The sequence below is a fragment of the Candidatus Sphingomonas phytovorans genome, from assembly GCA_029202385.1.
Taxonomy (GTDB): Bacteria; Pseudomonadota; Alphaproteobacteria; order Sphingomonadales; family Sphingomonadaceae; genus Sphingomonas; species Sphingomonas phytovorans.
Window position 1 is genome coordinate 4452953 of record CP119314.1, and the last position, 15755, is coordinate 4468707.

Below are 15755 nucleotides of genomic sequence, written 5' to 3' on the forward strand. Positions count from 1 at the left end.
GGCGTGACGTCGGGCTGGCATCTCGCGCAGGTCAATGTCGGTCGGCTCGTCGCGCCGGCCGATGACCCGCAGGTGGCCGGCTTCTTCCTGGAACTCGACCGGATCAACGCGCTCGCCGAGGCAAGCGCGGGATTCGTCTGGCGGCTGAAAGGCGATGGCAACAGCGCCACCGATCTCCAGCCGACGCCCGATCCCAGACTGATCGTCAACATGTCGGTCTGGGCCGATGCCGAATCACTTTTCGACTATGTCTATCGCAGCGCCCACACCCCGGTGATGGCGCAACGCCGCAGCTGGTTCGATCGATTCGACGGGGCCTATCAGGCGCTGTGGTGGGTCCCTGTCGGGGCCGTGCCAACGATCGACGAGGCCTTTGCCCGACTCTGGCTGCTCGACCGGTTCGGCCCGAGCGAGCGCGCCTTCACCTTCAAGCTGCGCTACCCCGCGCCCGATGCCGTGGGTGTGCCCGTCGACATGCAGCCCGATCCCTGGTGCGTCGGTCGCGCCTGATCCGGTCGCCTCGTCGCGCCCCGGGCCGTTCGATGTGGCGCTCAAGGGCCTGTGTCCGCGCTGCGGCGCCAGCACGCTGTTCGCCGGCATGACGAAATTCGCCGATCGCTGTGCCGCCTGCGGGCTCGATCTCACGCGGTTCAACGTCGGGGACGGCCCCGCCGCGTTCCTGACCCTGATCGTCGGCGGCCTGCTCGTCGGTGTGGCGGTGACGCTGCAACTGACGGTCGAACCGCCGCTCTGGCTGCTCGCGCTGATCCTGGTGCCGCTCGCGGCCATAGCGGTCACCGGGTCGCTGCGCGTCGCCAAAGGCGCGCTGCTCGCGTTCGAATATCGCAATTCGGCGCGCGAAGGCCGGATCGCGGACGAATGAAGCGCTTTCCCATCGTGGCGACCGTCCTGGTCGGCCTGGCCATCGCGGCGATGATCGCGCTCGGCGTCTGGCAGTTCCAGCGCAAGGGCGAGAAGGAGGCGATGCTGGTTCGCCTCTCCGCGAATCGCGGGCTGCCGCCGATCGCCTTTCCGCGCATTCCGGTTGACGACAGCCTGTTGTTCCGCCGGGCAAGTGCCTTCTGCCTCGAACCGGTCAGCTTCAGGGTCGAGGGCGGGCGCAATGCGCGCGGCGGGGTCGGCTGGCGCCAGATCGCACAGTGCCGCACCGGTGCTGAAGGGCCTGGGCTGACGGTACAGATCGGTGTCGCCCAGGCGCCCGATGCGAAGCCGACATGGCGCGGCGGCGAGGTGACCGGTTATATCACCCATGCACTCGACCATCGTCCGCTCATCGCCTCGATCTTCTCGTCCGAACCCAAGACGCTGATGCTTATGGCCGACCCGCCCGCGCCGGGGCTCGACGCCAATCCTGGGCCGGATCTGTCGGCGGTCCCCAACAACCACCTTGCTTATGCCGTTCAATGGTTCCTGTTCGCGCTCGTCGCGGCGGTGATCTACGCGATAGCCGTGCGTCGCCGCCTGAAAGCTTGATGCGCCCGAAAGCCTGACATGCTTGTGACTTTGCCGCGTCGCGGTTAGGCGCATCGGCCATGCGCTATATCAGTACCCGTGGGGCAGCCCCCGTCCTCGACTTCGAACAGGTCACGCTTGCCGGCCTCGCCAGTGACGGGGGCCTCTATGTCCCGGAGACCTGGCCAAGCCTGGGCAGGGACGAGATCGCGGCGCTGCGCGGCCTTTCCTATGTCGATACCGCCGTCGCGGTGATGGCGCCCTTTGTCGAGGGCACGCTCTCCCGCGAGGAACTGCGCGACCTTTGCGTGCAGGCTTATGGCCGTTTCTCCCACGCCGCGGTCACCCCGCTGGTCCAGCTCGACCATCAGCAATGGCTGCTCGAGCTGTTTCACGGCCCGACGCTGGCCTTCAAGGACGTCGCGCTCCAGTTGCTCGGCTTGTTGTTCGAACGTTTCCTTGCCGGTTCCGACCGGCAGGTGACGATCGTCGGCGCGACCTCGGGCGATACCGGCTCGGCCGCGATCGACGCGCTGGCCGGCCGCGCTGGCGTGGATGTGTTCATGCTCCATCCCAAGGGCCGCGTCTCCGACGTGCAGCGCCGCCAGATGACCACGGTGCTCGCGCCCAACATCCACAACATCGCGATCGACGGCAGCTTCGACGACGCCCAGGCGCTGGTGAAGGCGATGTTCAACGATCCCGGATTCTCCGGGAAATTCCAGCTCTCGGCGGTGAACTCGATCAACTGGGCGCGGCTGATGGCGCAGGTGGTCTATTATTTCTACGCTGCGGTCCGCCTCGGCGCGCCTGACCGGCCGGTCGCCTTCTCGGTGCCGACCGGCAATTTCGGCGACGTGTTCGCCGGCTATGTCGCGGCGAAGATGGGCCTGCCCGTCGCGAAGCTGGTGGTGGCGACCAACGTCAACGACATCCTCCATCGCGCATTGTCGCAGGGCGACTATTCGCAAGGCACCGTCGTGCCGACGCCGAGCCCGTCGATGGACATCCAGGTGTCGAGCAATTTCGAGCGCCTGCTGTTCGATCTCGGCGGCCGCGACGGTGCCGCGACGCGCGCGCAGATGCGCGACTTCGAATCGACCAGGGCGATGCGCTTGACCAACGCCCAGCGCGAAGGCGCGGCGAGCCTGTTCGCCAGCGACCGGGTCGATCTTGACGACATGGCGCTGGCGATGCGCTGGGCATCCGATGGTTCGGGTGAGGTCATCGACCCGCACACCGCGATCGGCCTCGCCGCGGCGCGTCGAGTCGATCTCCCCGCCGATGTACCCGTGGTGACTCTCGCGACCGCGCATCCGGCCAAGTTCGGCGATGCGGTCGAACGCGCGACCGGCATCCGCCCATCGCTGCCCGCGCGGATCGGCGACCTGTTCGATCGCGAGGAGCGGTACGCATCGCTGCCCGGCACGTTCGAGGCGGTTACCGGCTATATCGCCGAGCGCGCTGTCCCAAATGCCGTTCGCCCCGAATAGCCATCGAGCTTGTCGAGATGGCATGTCGAGGGGCAAATGTGTCTCGATACGCGTTCTCGACGCGCTCGACCTCTACTCGACACGAACGGGTTTCTAGATGGACCTCAAGACACTCATCGGCGAGCCCTGGGCCGATTACGGGCTGATCGATTCAGGCAACGGCCGCAAGCTCGAACGCTATGGCCGCTTCCGCTTCATCCGCCCCGAGGGACAGGCCTTGTGGGCGCCCGCCCGCGACGACTGGCGCGCCCAGGCCGAATTCATTCCCGGCTCCGACGAGGACGGCGGTGGCCGCTGGGAGTTCTCCGAGCCAGTCCCGCGCGAGGGCTGGCCGCTTAAATGGGACGATGTCAGCTTCACCGCGCAGAACACGCCCTTCCGCCATCTGGGCTTCTTCCCGGACATGGCGCCAGTCTGGAGTTGGATGCGTGAACAAGTCGCCGACAGGGAGGCGTCGGAGTGCCTCAACCTGTTCGGCTATACCGGCGTCGGCACGCTGGCGATGGCGGCCAAAGGCGTGAAGATGGTCCATGTCGACGCTTCGAAGAAATCGGTCGAGGCCGCCCGCGCCAATGCGGTGCTGTCAGGCATGGCGGACAAGCCGATCCGCTGGATGACCGATGACGCCACCAAGTTCATCGCGCGCGAGGTCCGGCGCGGCCGGCGCTATGACGGTATCCTGCTGGATCCACCCAAGTTCGGCCGCGGCCCGGAGGGCGAGGTGTGGAAGCTGGAGGAAGGTCTGCCGGGCCTGATCGCCGATTGCCGCAAGCTGCTCGACACTGAATCGCGCTTCCTGTTCCTCACTGTCTATGCGGTGCGCATGTCGGCGCTGGCGATCGGCGAACTGCTCAACCAGGCCCTGGGCGATCTCGGCGGCAAGGTCGAAGCTGGAGAACTGGCGGTCCGCGAGGAAACGCGCGGGCTGCTCCTGCCGACCGCGATCTGGGCGCGGTGGTCGCGTTAATTTCTCCCTACCGCTCGCAGGGGGAGTAGAAAGCTCACTCCATTCCCGCACGCATCGCGGCACCCGCTACGAACGGCGCTCCAGCCACCAGCATCAGGCTAACCGCCGCCAGCAGCTTGACCGCCCCCATCCCGCCGTCGATCGAGCCAGCACCGAAGATCAGCAGCGGCACCGCGAGCGGCAGCATCACCAGTCCAGCGACGGCCCCAGCGCCGCGCAGCCCCGACACCAGGGCTGACGTCGCGACCGCCAAAGCCGCCAGCCCGGGCGTCCCGATCAGCAACCCCAATTCAACCCGAAGCACCGTCTCGCCCGGCAAATCCAGCAGCCCCGCCGCGATCACCGCCGCCAGCATCAGCGGCGGCCCGAAGGCGAGCCAGTGCGCCGCGATCTTCGCGGCCGCGACGCTCGCCATGCTCAGTCCGCGCACGGCGAACTGGTCGAGCACGCCGCTTTCGGCATCGGGCCCGATCAGCCGCTCGACCGGCATCAACGCCGCGAGCAGCGCCGCCGCCCAGATCACCCCGCCGCCGACCCGCGCCAGCAGGGCGGCATCCGGGCCGATGGCGAAGGGGAACAGGATCGCGACGAGCAGGAAAAAGGCGAGCGTATAGGTCACGCTCCCGCCAGCCCAGGCACGACCGAGATCGCGCGCGACGAGGGTGAGGAACGGCCTCATGCGGCCCCCAGCATGATCGGTTGTGCGCCCGGCACGTCGATCGGCAGATGAGTCCCGACCAGCGCGATCCCGCCGCCAGCACGGTGCGCGGCGATCAGGATTTCCAGAACGCCCACGCTCGCATCGTCAAGCCCGTTGGCGGGTTCGTCGAGCAGCCATAGCGGCGCCCGGCTCGCTACCACCCGCGCCAGCGCCGCGCGGCGACGCTGGCCCGTCGAGAGAAGCCGCAACGGCACCTCGGCCAGCGCCGCAAGGTTCGTCGCTTCGAGCGCGGCGGCGACGCGAGAGTCGGGATCGGTGTCGTGATCATCGAGCGCGGCCCAGAACCGCAATGCGCTGCCCAGCCGCCGTTCAGCATCGAACGCGGCGGCCTCGGCCATCAGCGCTCGCGCCGCCGGTCCCTCGACCGCGCCCTTCGCCGGCCGGAGCAGTCCGGCCGCCACTCGTATCAGGCTTGATTTGCCGACCCCGTTCGGCCCGGTGACCAGGGCAGCGCCGCCGGCCGGGACGGCGAAGGACAATCCTTCGAACAATACCCGCCCGCCCCGCGCGCAGGTCACGTCGCGGAACGCCAGCGCGTCCGTCACGCGTCTCCCACCATGTCCTCCAGCGCATGCATATCGGCGTCAGACAGGCCGAAATGATGACCGACTTCATGGATCATCACATGCGCGACCAGCTCGTCCAGCGCGATCCCGGTCTCGATCCATTCCTCCAGGATCGCGCGGCGATAGAGATGGATTCGGTCGGGCAGGGCGCCCGATTCCATCGAGGATTTCTCGCCGACCGGCCGCCCGTGATAGAGCCCGCTCAGGTCGAGCGGGTGCTCGATGCCGAGGGCCGCGAGCGTCTCCTCGTCGGCTAACTCCTCGACGATCAGCACGACATCGCCGAGATGCGCGCGGAATTCGGCCGGCAGCGCGTTGAGCGTCTTCAGCGCGATCGCGCGGATCGCATCGGCATCGGGCGCGGTGCGCGGTTGAACGGGGATCGCCATCGGCTATGCCATAGGGCGAAGGCGCATCGAGCGCTACAGGAGGCACTGATGGCGATCGAACAGTTGACCGAGGGAGAACGGACCGAAGCGCTGGACGCGCTCGATGAATGGGATTTCGACGAGGCGCGCGACGCGATCACCCGAACCTTCACCTTCGCCGATTTCAGCGAGGCCTTCGCCTTCATGACCCGCGTCGCGCTGCTCGCGGAGAAGGCCGATCATCATCCCGAATGGTCGAACGTGTGGAACCGGGTGGAGATATTGCTGACCACCCATGATGCGGGCGGCCTCTCGCAACGCGATGTCGACATGGCCGAGGCGATCGACCTGCTGGTGGACTGATTTTCCAGGCATCTCCTTTGAAGGGGCGGCGATTCACTTCGCCGCCGTAACCCCTCGTCGCATCATCTTGCGAAGCTGGCCCGGCATCCACCGGGCGGCGAAGGCCATGCGGTGCGCGGTCTTGCCGACATAGCTGTGCACCTTGTCGCCATGCACCGCATCCCAGGCGGCCTGGGCGACGGCTTCCACCGGCGTCAGTTCGAGGCCAGCGGCCGTCACCGTTTCGCGAATCGACTGGTTCGATCCGCCTCTCGGGCTGTTCAGCAGGGGCGTCTCGATGAAGCTCGGCACGATGTCGCGCACCTTGATCCCGGCACCATGCCATTCCCCGTCGAGTCCTTCGGTCATTGCCCGAACGCCGAACTTGCTCATCGAATAGGGTACCAGCCCCGCGGCCCCGTAGATCGCCGATGCCGAAGCGGTGTTGAGCAGGCACGAACCCGGCGCCCGCGCGAGATAGACATAGCCGATCCGCGCACCGTTCAGCACGCCCATCAGGTTGATCGACACCGTCCGGTCGATATCCTCGAAGCTCATCTCGGCGAGAGGCCCGCCGGTGCCGATCCCGGCATTGTTGAACAGCACGTCGAGCGCTCCGCCGGCGGGCGCGGTGAAGGCGTCGAGGTTCGCCGTCCAGGCCTCGCGGTCGCGCACGTCCATCACATAGGTTTCGACCATGCCCGTCGGCAGCATCGCCGCGGTCTCGGCAAGGCCCTTCGCGTTGACGTCGGCCAGCCCGATGCGCCAGCCGCGGCTTGCGAACAGCTTCGCCGTCGCCTGGCCGATACCCGATCCTCCACCGGTGATGAAGATCGATTTCCCTGCCGCCTCTGCCATGCTGCCTCCACTTCACCATCATTCGTCGCTGTTTGACGTTCGCGTCATCCTCCCGCACAAACTGCGCCGATGCCAGCACAATCGCCCGGCCCCTCGATCGCCTTCGATGGCGTCGCCAAGCGCTATCCGGGCGGCGCGGTCGCGGTCGACGGCGTATCGCTCGAGATTGCGGGGGGCAGCTTCGTCGCGCTGGTCGGGGCATCCGGGTCGGGCAAGTCGACCCTGCTCAAGATGGTCAACCGGCTGATCGAACCGACCGCCGGGCGAATCGCGATCGGCGGGGAGGAAGTGACGAACGCCGGGCCGCACGCGCTGCGCCGCCGGATCGGCTATGTCTTCCAGAATATCGGCCTGTTTCCGCATATGAGCGTTGCAGAGAATATCGGCATTGGCCTGCGTCTCGCCGGGGAGCGCGACCGGGCCGGGCGAATCGCTGACCTGCTCGACCTGGTCGATCTGCCGCGCGATTTCGGAAACCGCATGCCCGACGCGCTGTCGGGCGGCCAGCGCCAGCGTGTCGGCGTCGCCCGGGCGCTCGCCACCGCGCCGGGACTGATGCTGATGGACGAGCCTTTCGGTGCGCTCGATCCGGTGACGCGGGATCAACTCGGCGTCGCGATCCGCGCGCTGCACGACCGGCTCGGCCTCACCACGATCATGGTGACTCACGACATGGCGGAGGCGCTGCTGCTCGCCGACCGGGTGCTGGTGATGGCGGCGGGGCGGATCGTTGCCGATGCGACGCCAAGGGCGTTGCTGGCGGGCGAGGGCGGGACGGAGGCCGACGCGCTCGTCGCCGTGCCACGCGAGCAGGCCCGGCGGCTGCACGCCCTGGAGCAGGGGGCATGAGCCCGTTCCTCGAAGCGCTCACCCGCGTGCCGGATCTTCTGGCCGCCCATCTGCTGCTCGCCGCCTCGGCGCTGGCGCTGGGGCTCGTTATCAGCCTGCCATTGGCGATCTGGTCGGCGCGACGGCCCACCGTGGCGAAGATCGCGCTCGGTTTCGCCAGCCTGATCCAGACCATCCCGTCGCTTGCGCTGCTGGCGCTCTTTTATCCGCTGCTGCTGTCGCTCTCGACCCTTGTCGGCGGCGGCATCCCGGCGCTTGGTTTCCTGCCCTCCCTGCTCGCGCTGACGCTCTATGCGCTGCTGCCGATCCTCAGGAACGGTGTCACCGGTCTTGCCGGTATCGATCCGGCGGTGATCGAGGCGGCTGACGGCGTGGGCATGACGGCGTGGCAGAAGCTCCGCCTGGTCGAGGCGCCGCTGGTCGCGCCGGTGCTGATGGCCGGCATCCGTACCGCGGCGGTCTGGACGATCGGCGCGGCGACGCTTTCCACCACCGTCGGCCAGCCGAGCCTTGGCGACATGATCTTCGCCGGGCTGCAGACCCAGAACTGGGCGCTGGTCCTGGCGGGCTGCCTGACGGCGGCGGCGCTTGCGCTTGCGGTCGATGCGCTGCTCGGGGCGATCGAACATGGCATTGCCGCGCGGCGGCCGTTGCGGGTGTGGATCGCGGCTGCCGTGCTGGCGGTGAGCGTCCTGGCCGCGCTCGCGCCCCTATGGCCGCGCGGCGGGCAGACGGTCGTGGTCGGCGCCAAGGGCTTCTCGGAACAATATATCCTGGCCCGGGTGATCGGCCACCGGCTGGAAAAGGCGGGCTACCGCGTGGAGTATCGCGAGGGGCTTGGCTCGGTCGTCGCCTTCTCGGCCGTCGCGGGCGGCGATATCGATGTCTATGTCGATTATTCAGGGACGGTCTGGACCAACGGCATGAAGCGCACCGATGTGCCGCCGCGCGCCGCGATCGTGAAGGGCGTGGCCGACTGGGCGGAACGTCACCATGGCGTCCGGCTGCTTGGCACCCTGGGTTTCGAGAACAGCTATGCCTTCGCGATGCGCGGCGACGATGCCGCCCGGCGCGGCATCCGCAGTATCACCGATCTCGCGCCTATCGCGCCGCAGCTTCGCCTTGCCACCGACATCGAATTCCTCGAACGTCCAGAATGGGCGGCGGTGAAGCGCGCTTACGGCCTGCGCTTCAGGGAGGCGCATCCCTATCAGCCGACCTTCATGTTCCGCGCGCTCACCGACGGCACGGCGGACGTCATCCCTGCCTTCTCGTCTGACGGCCGGATCGCGGCTGACAGGCTGACCGTGCTGACCGATCCGAAGGGAGCGATCCCGGGCTATGATGCAATCCTGCTCGTCTCGCCGAAACGCGCTCGGGACCGCGCCTTTGTCGATGCGGTCACCCCGTTGATCAGCCATATCCCCGTCGAGGCGATGCGCGAGGCAAATTACATGGTCGACCGGGACCGCGACAAGGCATCGCCCGACGCCGCGGCGCGCTGGCTGGAGAAGAAGGTCGGCCTGTAGTGCCACCCGTCATGCCGGACCTGTTCCGGCATCCACCGTGCCGCGAAAGCCCCGGCGTTTTGGTTTGCGGCGGGGTAGACCCCGGAACAAGTCCGGGGTGACGTTATCCGTGGGTCGCCGTCACGAAATAATCCAGCGTCATATCGTCGGAAATCACGAAGCCCTTCGCCACTGAAAAGCTGAGCCCGCGCGTATCGACCACCGTCAACCCGGCTGCCTCGATCAGCGCGATCAGTTCCTCGGGCGTGAGGAACTTGTCCCAGTCATGCGTGCCCCTGGGAATCTGTCCGGTACCCTCGCCGATGGTGATCATGGCCAGCCGGGACAGCGCCGTGCGGTTCGGCGTGGACAGGACCATCAGCCCGCCATCGGCCAGCGCGCCGGCCAGGCCCGCGACGAACGCCGCCGGATCGGTGACATGCTCGATCACCTCCAGGCTGGTCACCAGGTCGAAGCGTGCCGCGCCCAGTCCTTCGATCCCGCCGGTACGATAGTCGATCGTCAGCCCGGATTGTCGGGCATGGGCATGGGCCGCCGCGATATTCTCCGCCGCCGCGTCGATTCCGGTCACCGTCGCGCCCAGCCGGGCGAGCGGCTCGCACAACAGCCCCGCACCGCAGCCGACATCGAGCGCCGTCTTCCCCGCCAGCGGCGTGAAGCTGGCTCCATCCAGTCCCCAATGCGCGTCGATCCGCTCGCGCAGATAGCCGAGTCGCACTGGGTTCAGGCGGTGGAGCATCGCCGACGATCCCTTCGGGTCCCACCACTCGGCGGCCATCGCGCCGAAATGCGCTGCCTCTTCGGGATCGATCGTCGTTACGGGGTCGCTTGCCATCACCATATCTGCTTCCTATCAGGGCGCCCCGCTCACCCCAAGGATTTCTGCATCTCCATGGCTCGTATCGTGATGAAGTTCGGCGGCACCTCCATGGCGGGGATCGAGCGGATCCGGAGTGTCGCCGCGCGTGTCAAACGCGAGGTGGAGGCCGGCAACCAGGTCGCGGTCGTCGTGTCGGCGATGGCGGGCGAGACCGACCGGCTGGTCAATTTCTGCCGCGAGGCCTCGTCGCTCTACGATCCGCACGAATATGACGTGGTGGTGTCCGCCGGCGAGCAGATCACCAGCGGCCTGCTGGCGATCGCGCTCCAGGCGATCGGCGTGCCTGCGCGGAGCTGGCTCGGGTGGCAGCTGCCGATCCGCACGTCGGACGGTCATGGCTCGGCGCGCATCGCCGAGATCGACACAGCCACGCTCAATCTGTCGCTCGACAAGGGTGAGGTCGCGGTGATCCCCGGCTTCCAGGGCGTCGCGACCGGCGAGCGCGTGACGACGCTCGGGCGCGGCGGCTCGGATACCTCTGCGGTGGCGATGGCGGCGGCGATGAAGGCCGATCGCTGCGACATCTACACTGATGTCGACGGCGTCTATACGACCGACCCGCGCATCGTGCCGCGCGCGCGCAAGCTGAAGCGGGTCACCTACGAAGAAATGCTGGAGCTCGCCAGCGTCGGGGCCAAGGTGCTCCAGACGCGCTCGGTCGGGCTTGCGATGAAGGAACAGGTCCGCGTCCAGGTGCTGTCGTCGTTCACCGGCGACGACGCGCCGATGGCGGATACATTGCCCGGTACGATGATCGTGGGCGAAGAGGAGATCGACGATATGGAACGCCAGCTCATCACGGGCATCGCCCATGACAAGAACGAGGCGAAGATCACGCTGACCGCGGTGCCCGACCGTCCCGGCGCGGTCGCCTCGATCTTCACCCCGCTGGCCGATGCCAATATCAATGTCGACATGATCGTGCAGAACGTCGCCCATGCGACCGGATCGACCGATGTGACCTTCACCGTGCCCGGCGCCGATCTGGCCCGGTCGCTCGAGGTGCTTGGCAACGCGCAGGGCGATATCGGCTATACCGGCCTTCTCCACGATACTCGCGTCGCCAAGATCTCGGTGGTCGGCGTGGGCATGCGCAGCCATGCCGGCGTCGCGGCGACGATGTTCAAGACTTTGGGCGAGCGCGGCATCAACATCCAGGTCATCACCACTTCGGAGATCAAGGTCTCGGTGCTGATCGAGGAAGACTATACCGAGCTCGCGGTGCGCGTGCTGCATACCGCTTATGGTCTTGATGCCGAAGACGCGGCCTGATTGTTCCCCTCCCGCTTGCGGGAGGAGTTAGGAGAGGGCCCGTTAAAGGGCCAATCCCCGACATGGCTGAGAAATACGCAGTGACCATTCCGACCTGATTGCGCATTTGCCGCCGGGAGGGCATGTGCGCGACATGACCGATACCCTGGCACATGCCGACACGTCCGCCCCCAGCCCCACTCACTCAGTGGGAGGCGAGAGGCTTCGCCGCCGCATGGCGCGCGGGGCCGCATTCCTCGGCTCGGAAACAGCCATTCTGTGCGGCGCCATGTCCTGGGTGTCGGAGCGCAATCTCGTTTCCGCCATTTCCAATGCGGGCGGCTTCGGCCTGATCGCCTGCGGGGCGATGACGCCCGAGCTGCTCGACGCCGAGATCGCCGGCACCAAGGCGCTGACCGACAAGCCGTTCGGCGTGAACCTCATCACCATGCACCCGATGCTGTTCGACCTGATCGAGGTCTGCAACAAACACGGTGTCAGCCATGTCGTGCTCGCGGGCGGCCTGCCGCCGACGGGGTCGATCGACGCGATCAAGGCGAACGGCGCGAAGCTGATCTGCTTCGCCCCCGCCTTGTCGCTCGCCAAGAAGCTGATCCGCTCCGGCGTCGACGCGCTCGTTGTCGAGGGCATGGAGGCCGGCGGTCATATCGGCCCGGTCTCGACCAGCGTGCTGGCCCAGGAGATCCTGCCTGAGGTCGCCGATGCAGTGCCGGTGTTCGTCGCCGGCGGCATCGGCCGGGGGGAGGCGATCGCAGGCTATCTCGATATGGGCGCGGCGGGCGTCCAGCTCGGGACGCGCTTCGTCTGCGCGACCGAATCGATTGCGCATGCCAATTTCAAGAAGGCGTTCCTGCGCGCCTCCGCTCGCGATGCGATCGCCAGCGTCCAGATCGATCCGCGCCTGCCGGTCATCCCGGTGCGCGCGCTGAAGAATGCCGGCGGCGAATTGTTCACCGCGAAGCAGCGCGAGGTCGCGCAGCTTCTCGATGAGGGCAAGGTCGAGATGGGCGAGGCGCAGCTCCAGATCGAGCATTACTGGGCCGGCGCGTTGCGCCGTGCGGTCATCGACGGCGATGTCGAGCATGGCAGCCTGATGGCCGGCCAGTCGGTCGGCATGGTGACGAAGGAAGAGCCGGTCGCGGAGATCATCGAGTCGCTGATGGCCGAGGCAGCGCACGCGCTGGAGAAAAGGGCGGCCTGACGTGGAGGAACGCGCCGGCCTGCCAATCCTGTCCTTTGCTGATGGCGAGGCATGGGAGGGGTGGCTCGCCGCGCAGCCGCGTGACAGCAAGGGCGTGTGGCTGAAGCTTGCCAAGGCACATGCCGGCGTCCTGTCGGTATCGAAGGCCGGGGCGATCGACGGCGCGCTGTGCCATGGGTGGATCGACGGCCAGTCGGATCCCTATGACGAGCATTGGTGGCTGATCCGCTTCACGCCGCGCAAGCCCCGGGGCAAATGGTCGGAGAGGAACCGCGATCGCGCCGTCGAGCTTGGCAAGGCCGGGCGGATCGCGCCGGCGGGCCAGCGGGAGATCGATGCGGCCAAAGCCGACGGGCGCTGGGACGCGGCCTATGCCCCGCAAAGCAGCATCGCCGTTCCCGACGATCTTGCCGCGGCGCTCGACGCCGAACCCGGCGCACGGGCCTTTTTCGACGGCCTTACCGGCGCGAACCGCTATGCGATCCTCTACCGCATCCATGACGCGAAGAAGCCGGAAACCCGCGCCGCGCGGATCGTGAAGTTCGTCGGCATGTGCGCCCGCGGCGAGACGGTGCACTGAAACCGGCGCGTGCTATTCCTTGATCGGCGACCCGATCGACCAGAGATGCCCGAACGGATCGGTGAGCTGGCCGTAACGGTCGCCCCAGAACTGGTTGTCGACCGGCATGGTGATCGTGGCGCCCGCCGCGGCCGCGCGTTCGGCCCAGGCATCGGCATCGTCGACCTGCAAATGAAGCCCGACGCCCTTGGGCTCGGGCTCGTCATAGCCGCGCCATTCGGGAAATTCGTCTGACAGCATCAGCCAGCCGCCGTTGATTTTCAGGCCGGCCTGCATCAGCCGCTGGCCGTCCTCGGCGAGATTCTTCTCGGTCACCTCGGCGCCGAAGGCGCGGGTGTAGAAATCGAGCGCTTCCTGCCCGCGCTTGCCGCGGATCGTGAGGAACGCGGTGATGCCGTTGGTGGGCCGCTCGACCATCGATGCTCTCCTGAAGGGATGATTCGGTACCCCAAGCTTAGCCCGGCGCAACGGCCTTCGTCAGCGGATAAAATAAACCGCTGCTCCCGCGATTCCGCCGAAGATGATGGCGACCAGGATCGACAATATGTTCCCGACCACCGATCCGGAGCGCCGCCGCGCGAAACTGCTGCGTTGCGCCGGCTTGCCGAGCTTGAGCTCGATATAGCCGGCGGCGCTGCCGCCGACCGCCGTGCACGCCAGCGTCACCAGTGCCCCCGGCGGCGTCTGGAACGCGATCACGATCGGCAGAATCACCCCGATCGGCGCTGCCATCGCGAACGCGGCCATCAGCTTTACCCGGTCGATTGCCGCCTTGCTGACCGGGGAGACAGTGATCAGGTCGGGCGCGTCCTCCGCCGAGACGGTCAGCCAGGCGAAGCTGCCGACCATCTGGCCGGCGAGCAGCACGCTGGCGAAGGCGAGGCCGGGCGTCATCGGCGCATGGCTGCCCCGGCCGAAGGCGACGAAGACGATCGGCGCGAGATAGATCAGCCGCAGCAGGATCTGGAAGACGAGCGCCGGGTCGCGTGCGAGCAGCCGCCATTCCTTGGCGAAGACCGACCGGAACAGGCTGGCGTGGAACAACCGGTCGGTGGCTCGCCCGGTCGGCCGGGCGCGGGACAGGCGGGCGCCGCCGTCCTGATAGCCGGACAGGAACAGGCGTTGCAGCATGATGCCGGCCAGCACGAACAGCAGCACGCCGATGCCCAGCAGGACGATGACCGCGACAGGATCGCCAAAGGCGGCATGGCCGGGCAGGCCGGACAGGCCGGTGCTCCCGACACCCTCGTCGCTGAAGCGTTCGAACAGCACCGACACGCTCGATTCGCGCCGGTCGCCATGGCCCGCCAGTTGGGAGACGAGGAAGATGGCGCCGCCCAGTAGCGCGGCCGAGATCTGGCCGACCGTCCGCGCGGCGCGGGGCCCCGCCAGCTTCGCCAGGCCGAGCGTGATCCCCAGCCCGATCGCCGCGGCGGCCAGCGCGAGCGCGGCAAGCAGCGCCACCAGCCCCAGCAATTGCGGATGGCCGAAGAGCGCGATCGGCAAGACCAGGGTCAGCAGCAGCACTGCATAGGTCAGCACGATCGTGCCGGCGATGCCGGACAGCTTCGCGAGCAGGACCGTCCGCCCCTCGATCGGTGCTGAAAAGAGCAGGTCGAGATCGCCATTCTCGTACAGGGTGCGCTGGCTGCCGATGATCGCCTGGGTCGTCATGAAGCTGAAGCCGACGATGCTGCCGGCCAGGATGCCGGTCATGATTCCGGGCAGCGGCAGGATCGGCTCGTCGCGCAGGACCCAGGCAAGGAAGCAGCCAAAGGCCAGCCATGCCAGCAGCATCATGTAGCCGATCCAGCGTGTCGCGCCCTTGCGCGGCCGGGTTCGCCAGGCGAGCCGGATCTCGTGCAGGGCCAGCCAGGTGAAGCTGCCCGGCACCGGCCTCAGGCCAGCGATCATGCGCCGCTCGTCAGGCGGATGAAGGTGTCTTCCAGCGTCTGGCCCTCGGTACCGGCGCTGCTCCGCAGTTCCTCGAGCGTGCCCTCGGCGAGCAGCCTGCCGCCGGCGATGATGCCGATCCGGTCGGCCATGCGCTCCGCCACTTCCAGGATGTGGGTGGTGACGATCACCGTCTTCCCCGCATCGACCTGCGCCCGCAGCGCATCCTTCACCGCCCGCGCCATGGCGGCGTCGAGCCCGGTCAGCGGCTCGTCGAGGATCAGCAACTTCGGGTCGTGGATCAGCGCGCCGGCCAGTGCGACCTTCTGCTTCATGCCGCGCGAAAAGCCCTCGCATCGCGTATCCCGCTCGTCCCACAGGTCGAGCCAGTGGAGCAGTCGCTCGGCCTCGTCAGCCGCGGCCTGCGGCTCCATCCGCCAAAGCCCGGCGACGAAGGCGAGATATTCGCTCGGCGTCAGCTTGTCGTAGAGCATCGGCTCGTCCGGCAGCCAGGCGGTGATCGCCTTGGCTTCGTTGGGATGCTGCCGGGCGCTGATGCCGTAGATATGGATTGTGCCCGAATCCGGCCGGGTCAGGCCGGTCACCATGCGCAGGGTGGTGGTCTTGCCCGCGCCGTTCGGGCCGAGCAGGGCATAGAGCTGCCCGGCACCGATCTCCAGGTCGAGGCCGGTGATGACCGGCTTGTCGAAACTCTTGGACAGGCCGCGGATCCTGAGGGCGGGTTCGGTCATGCGCTACAGCC

The 15755-nt window shown here is 67.6% G+C and carries 19 protein-coding genes; 11 read left to right on the top strand and 8 right to left on the bottom strand.

The features are described from left to right. The first annotated feature begins 3 nt into the window (after positions 1-3). From P0Y59_20580 to P0Y59_20600, 5 genes are all read left to right on the top strand, one after another. The gene (locus P0Y59_20580) at positions 4-510 is read left to right on the top strand and encodes a DUF3291 domain-containing protein (GenBank protein WEJ99300.1); all 507 of its coding nucleotides are present in this window, start codon (positions 4-6) and stop codon (positions 508-510) included. An 88-nt stretch (positions 511-598) separates the two neighbouring features. After that, on the top strand, positions 599-883 hold the full coding sequence (locus P0Y59_20585) for a DUF983 domain-containing protein (protein ID WEK02636.1): 285 nt from the start codon (positions 599-601) through the stop codon (positions 881-883). Continuing rightward, on the top strand, positions 880-1494 hold the full coding sequence (locus P0Y59_20590) for an SURF1 family protein (protein WEJ99301.1): 615 nt from the start codon (positions 880-882) through the stop codon (positions 1492-1494). The genes P0Y59_20585 and P0Y59_20590 overlap by 4 nt, the downstream gene beginning before the upstream one ends. A gap of 59 nt (positions 1495-1553) precedes the next feature. Beyond that, a complete protein-coding gene (gene thrC, locus P0Y59_20595) occupies positions 1554-2966 on the top strand; it encodes a threonine synthase (protein ID WEJ99302.1) in 1413 nt (470 codons plus the stop codon). A 97-nt stretch (positions 2967-3063) separates the two neighbouring features. After that, positions 3064-3933 carry a class I SAM-dependent methyltransferase gene (locus P0Y59_20600; protein WEJ99303.1) on the top strand — a complete coding sequence of 290 codons (870 nt, stop codon included), beginning with the start codon at positions 3064-3066 and terminating at the stop codon, positions 3931-3933. Between the two features lie 34 nt (positions 3934-3967). Here P0Y59_20600 and P0Y59_20605 read toward each other — a convergent pair whose 3' ends face one another. From P0Y59_20605 to P0Y59_20615, 3 genes are read right to left on the bottom strand one after another with little or no spacing between them, the layout of a single operon-like run. After that, entirely contained in the window at positions 3968-4612 is a 645-nt protein-coding gene (locus tag P0Y59_20605; protein ID WEJ99304.1) for a heme exporter protein CcmB, read from the bottom strand. After that, positions 4609-5199 carry a heme ABC exporter ATP-binding protein CcmA gene (ccmA, locus tag P0Y59_20610; protein ID WEJ99305.1) on the bottom strand — a complete coding sequence of 197 codons (591 nt, stop codon included), beginning with the start codon at positions 5197-5199 and terminating at the stop codon, positions 4609-4611. The genes P0Y59_20605 and ccmA overlap by 4 nt, the downstream gene beginning before the upstream one ends. Continuing rightward, positions 5196-5609, bottom strand: coding sequence for a metallopeptidase family protein (locus tag P0Y59_20615; GenBank protein ID WEJ99306.1), 414 nt, complete (start codon positions 5607-5609; stop codon positions 5196-5198). The genes ccmA and P0Y59_20615 overlap by 4 nt, the downstream gene beginning before the upstream one ends. Before the next feature lie 48 nt (positions 5610-5657). On the opposite strand from P0Y59_20615, the gene P0Y59_20620 reads away from it, so the two are divergent. Then, complete coding sequence (locus P0Y59_20620) at positions 5658-5951, top strand: 4a-hydroxytetrahydrobiopterin dehydratase (protein ID WEJ99307.1); 294 nt, start codon at positions 5658-5660, stop codon at positions 5949-5951. Between the two features lie 33 nt (positions 5952-5984). Here P0Y59_20620 and P0Y59_20625 read toward each other — a convergent pair whose 3' ends face one another. After that, the gene (locus P0Y59_20625; GenBank protein ID WEJ99308.1) at positions 5985-6788 is read right to left on the bottom strand and encodes an SDR family oxidoreductase; all 804 of its coding nucleotides are present in this window, start codon (positions 6786-6788) and stop codon (positions 5985-5987) included. Positions 6789-6857: 69 nt separating this feature from the next. Between P0Y59_20625 and P0Y59_20630 the strand changes: the two genes are divergently transcribed. Both P0Y59_20630 and P0Y59_20635 read left to right on the top strand, forming a co-directional pair. Next, positions 6858-7637, top strand: a complete 780-nt coding sequence (locus P0Y59_20630; protein WEJ99309.1) for an ATP-binding cassette domain-containing protein — start codon at positions 6858-6860, stop codon at positions 7635-7637. Beyond that, positions 7634-9166 (top strand): glycine betaine ABC transporter substrate-binding protein, encoded by a 1533-nt coding sequence (locus P0Y59_20635; protein ID WEJ99310.1) that lies wholly within the window; start codon positions 7634-7636, stop codon positions 9164-9166. The genes P0Y59_20630 and P0Y59_20635 overlap by 4 nt, the downstream gene beginning before the upstream one ends. A gap of 103 nt (positions 9167-9269) precedes the next feature. Here the strand turns inward: P0Y59_20635 and ubiG are convergent, their stop codons facing one another. After that, a complete protein-coding gene (ubiG, locus tag P0Y59_20640) occupies positions 9270-10001 on the bottom strand; it encodes a bifunctional 2-polyprenyl-6-hydroxyphenol methylase/3-demethylubiquinol 3-O-methyltransferase UbiG (GenBank protein ID WEJ99311.1) in 732 nt (243 codons plus the stop codon). 57 nt (positions 10002-10058) lie between these two features. Here ubiG and P0Y59_20645 point away from each other — a divergent pair, with 57 nt between their 5' ends. The 3 genes from P0Y59_20645 (at position 10059) to P0Y59_20655 (ending at position 13099) form a co-directional block, all read left to right on the top strand. Beyond that, the gene (locus tag P0Y59_20645; protein WEJ99312.1) at positions 10059-11318 is read left to right on the top strand and encodes an aspartate kinase; all 1260 of its coding nucleotides are present in this window, start codon (positions 10059-10061) and stop codon (positions 11316-11318) included. A 214-nt stretch (positions 11319-11532) separates the two neighbouring features. Continuing rightward, complete coding sequence (locus P0Y59_20650; GenBank protein ID WEK02637.1) at positions 11533-12519, top strand: nitronate monooxygenase; 987 nt, start codon at positions 11533-11535, stop codon at positions 12517-12519. A 1-nt stretch (position 12520) separates the two neighbouring features. Beyond that, positions 12521-13099, top strand: coding sequence for a YdeI/OmpD-associated family protein (locus P0Y59_20655; protein ID WEJ99313.1), 579 nt, complete (start codon positions 12521-12523; stop codon positions 13097-13099). A 12-nt stretch (positions 13100-13111) separates the two neighbouring features. Here the strand turns inward: P0Y59_20655 and P0Y59_20660 are convergent, their stop codons facing one another. From P0Y59_20660 to P0Y59_20670, 3 genes are read right to left on the bottom strand one after another with little or no spacing between them, the layout of a single operon-like run. After that, entirely contained in the window at positions 13112-13516 is a 405-nt protein-coding gene (locus P0Y59_20660; GenBank protein WEJ99314.1) for a VOC family protein, read from the bottom strand. A gap of 60 nt (positions 13517-13576) precedes the next feature. Further along, complete coding sequence (locus P0Y59_20665; protein WEJ99315.1) at positions 13577-15013, bottom strand: hypothetical protein; 1437 nt, start codon at positions 15011-15013, stop codon at positions 13577-13579. Next, entirely contained in the window at positions 15010-15744 is a 735-nt protein-coding gene (locus P0Y59_20670) for an ABC transporter ATP-binding protein (protein ID WEJ99316.1), read from the bottom strand. Before P0Y59_20670 ends, P0Y59_20665 begins: the two co-directional genes overlap by 4 nt. Between the last annotated feature and the right edge of the window lie 11 nt (positions 15745-15755).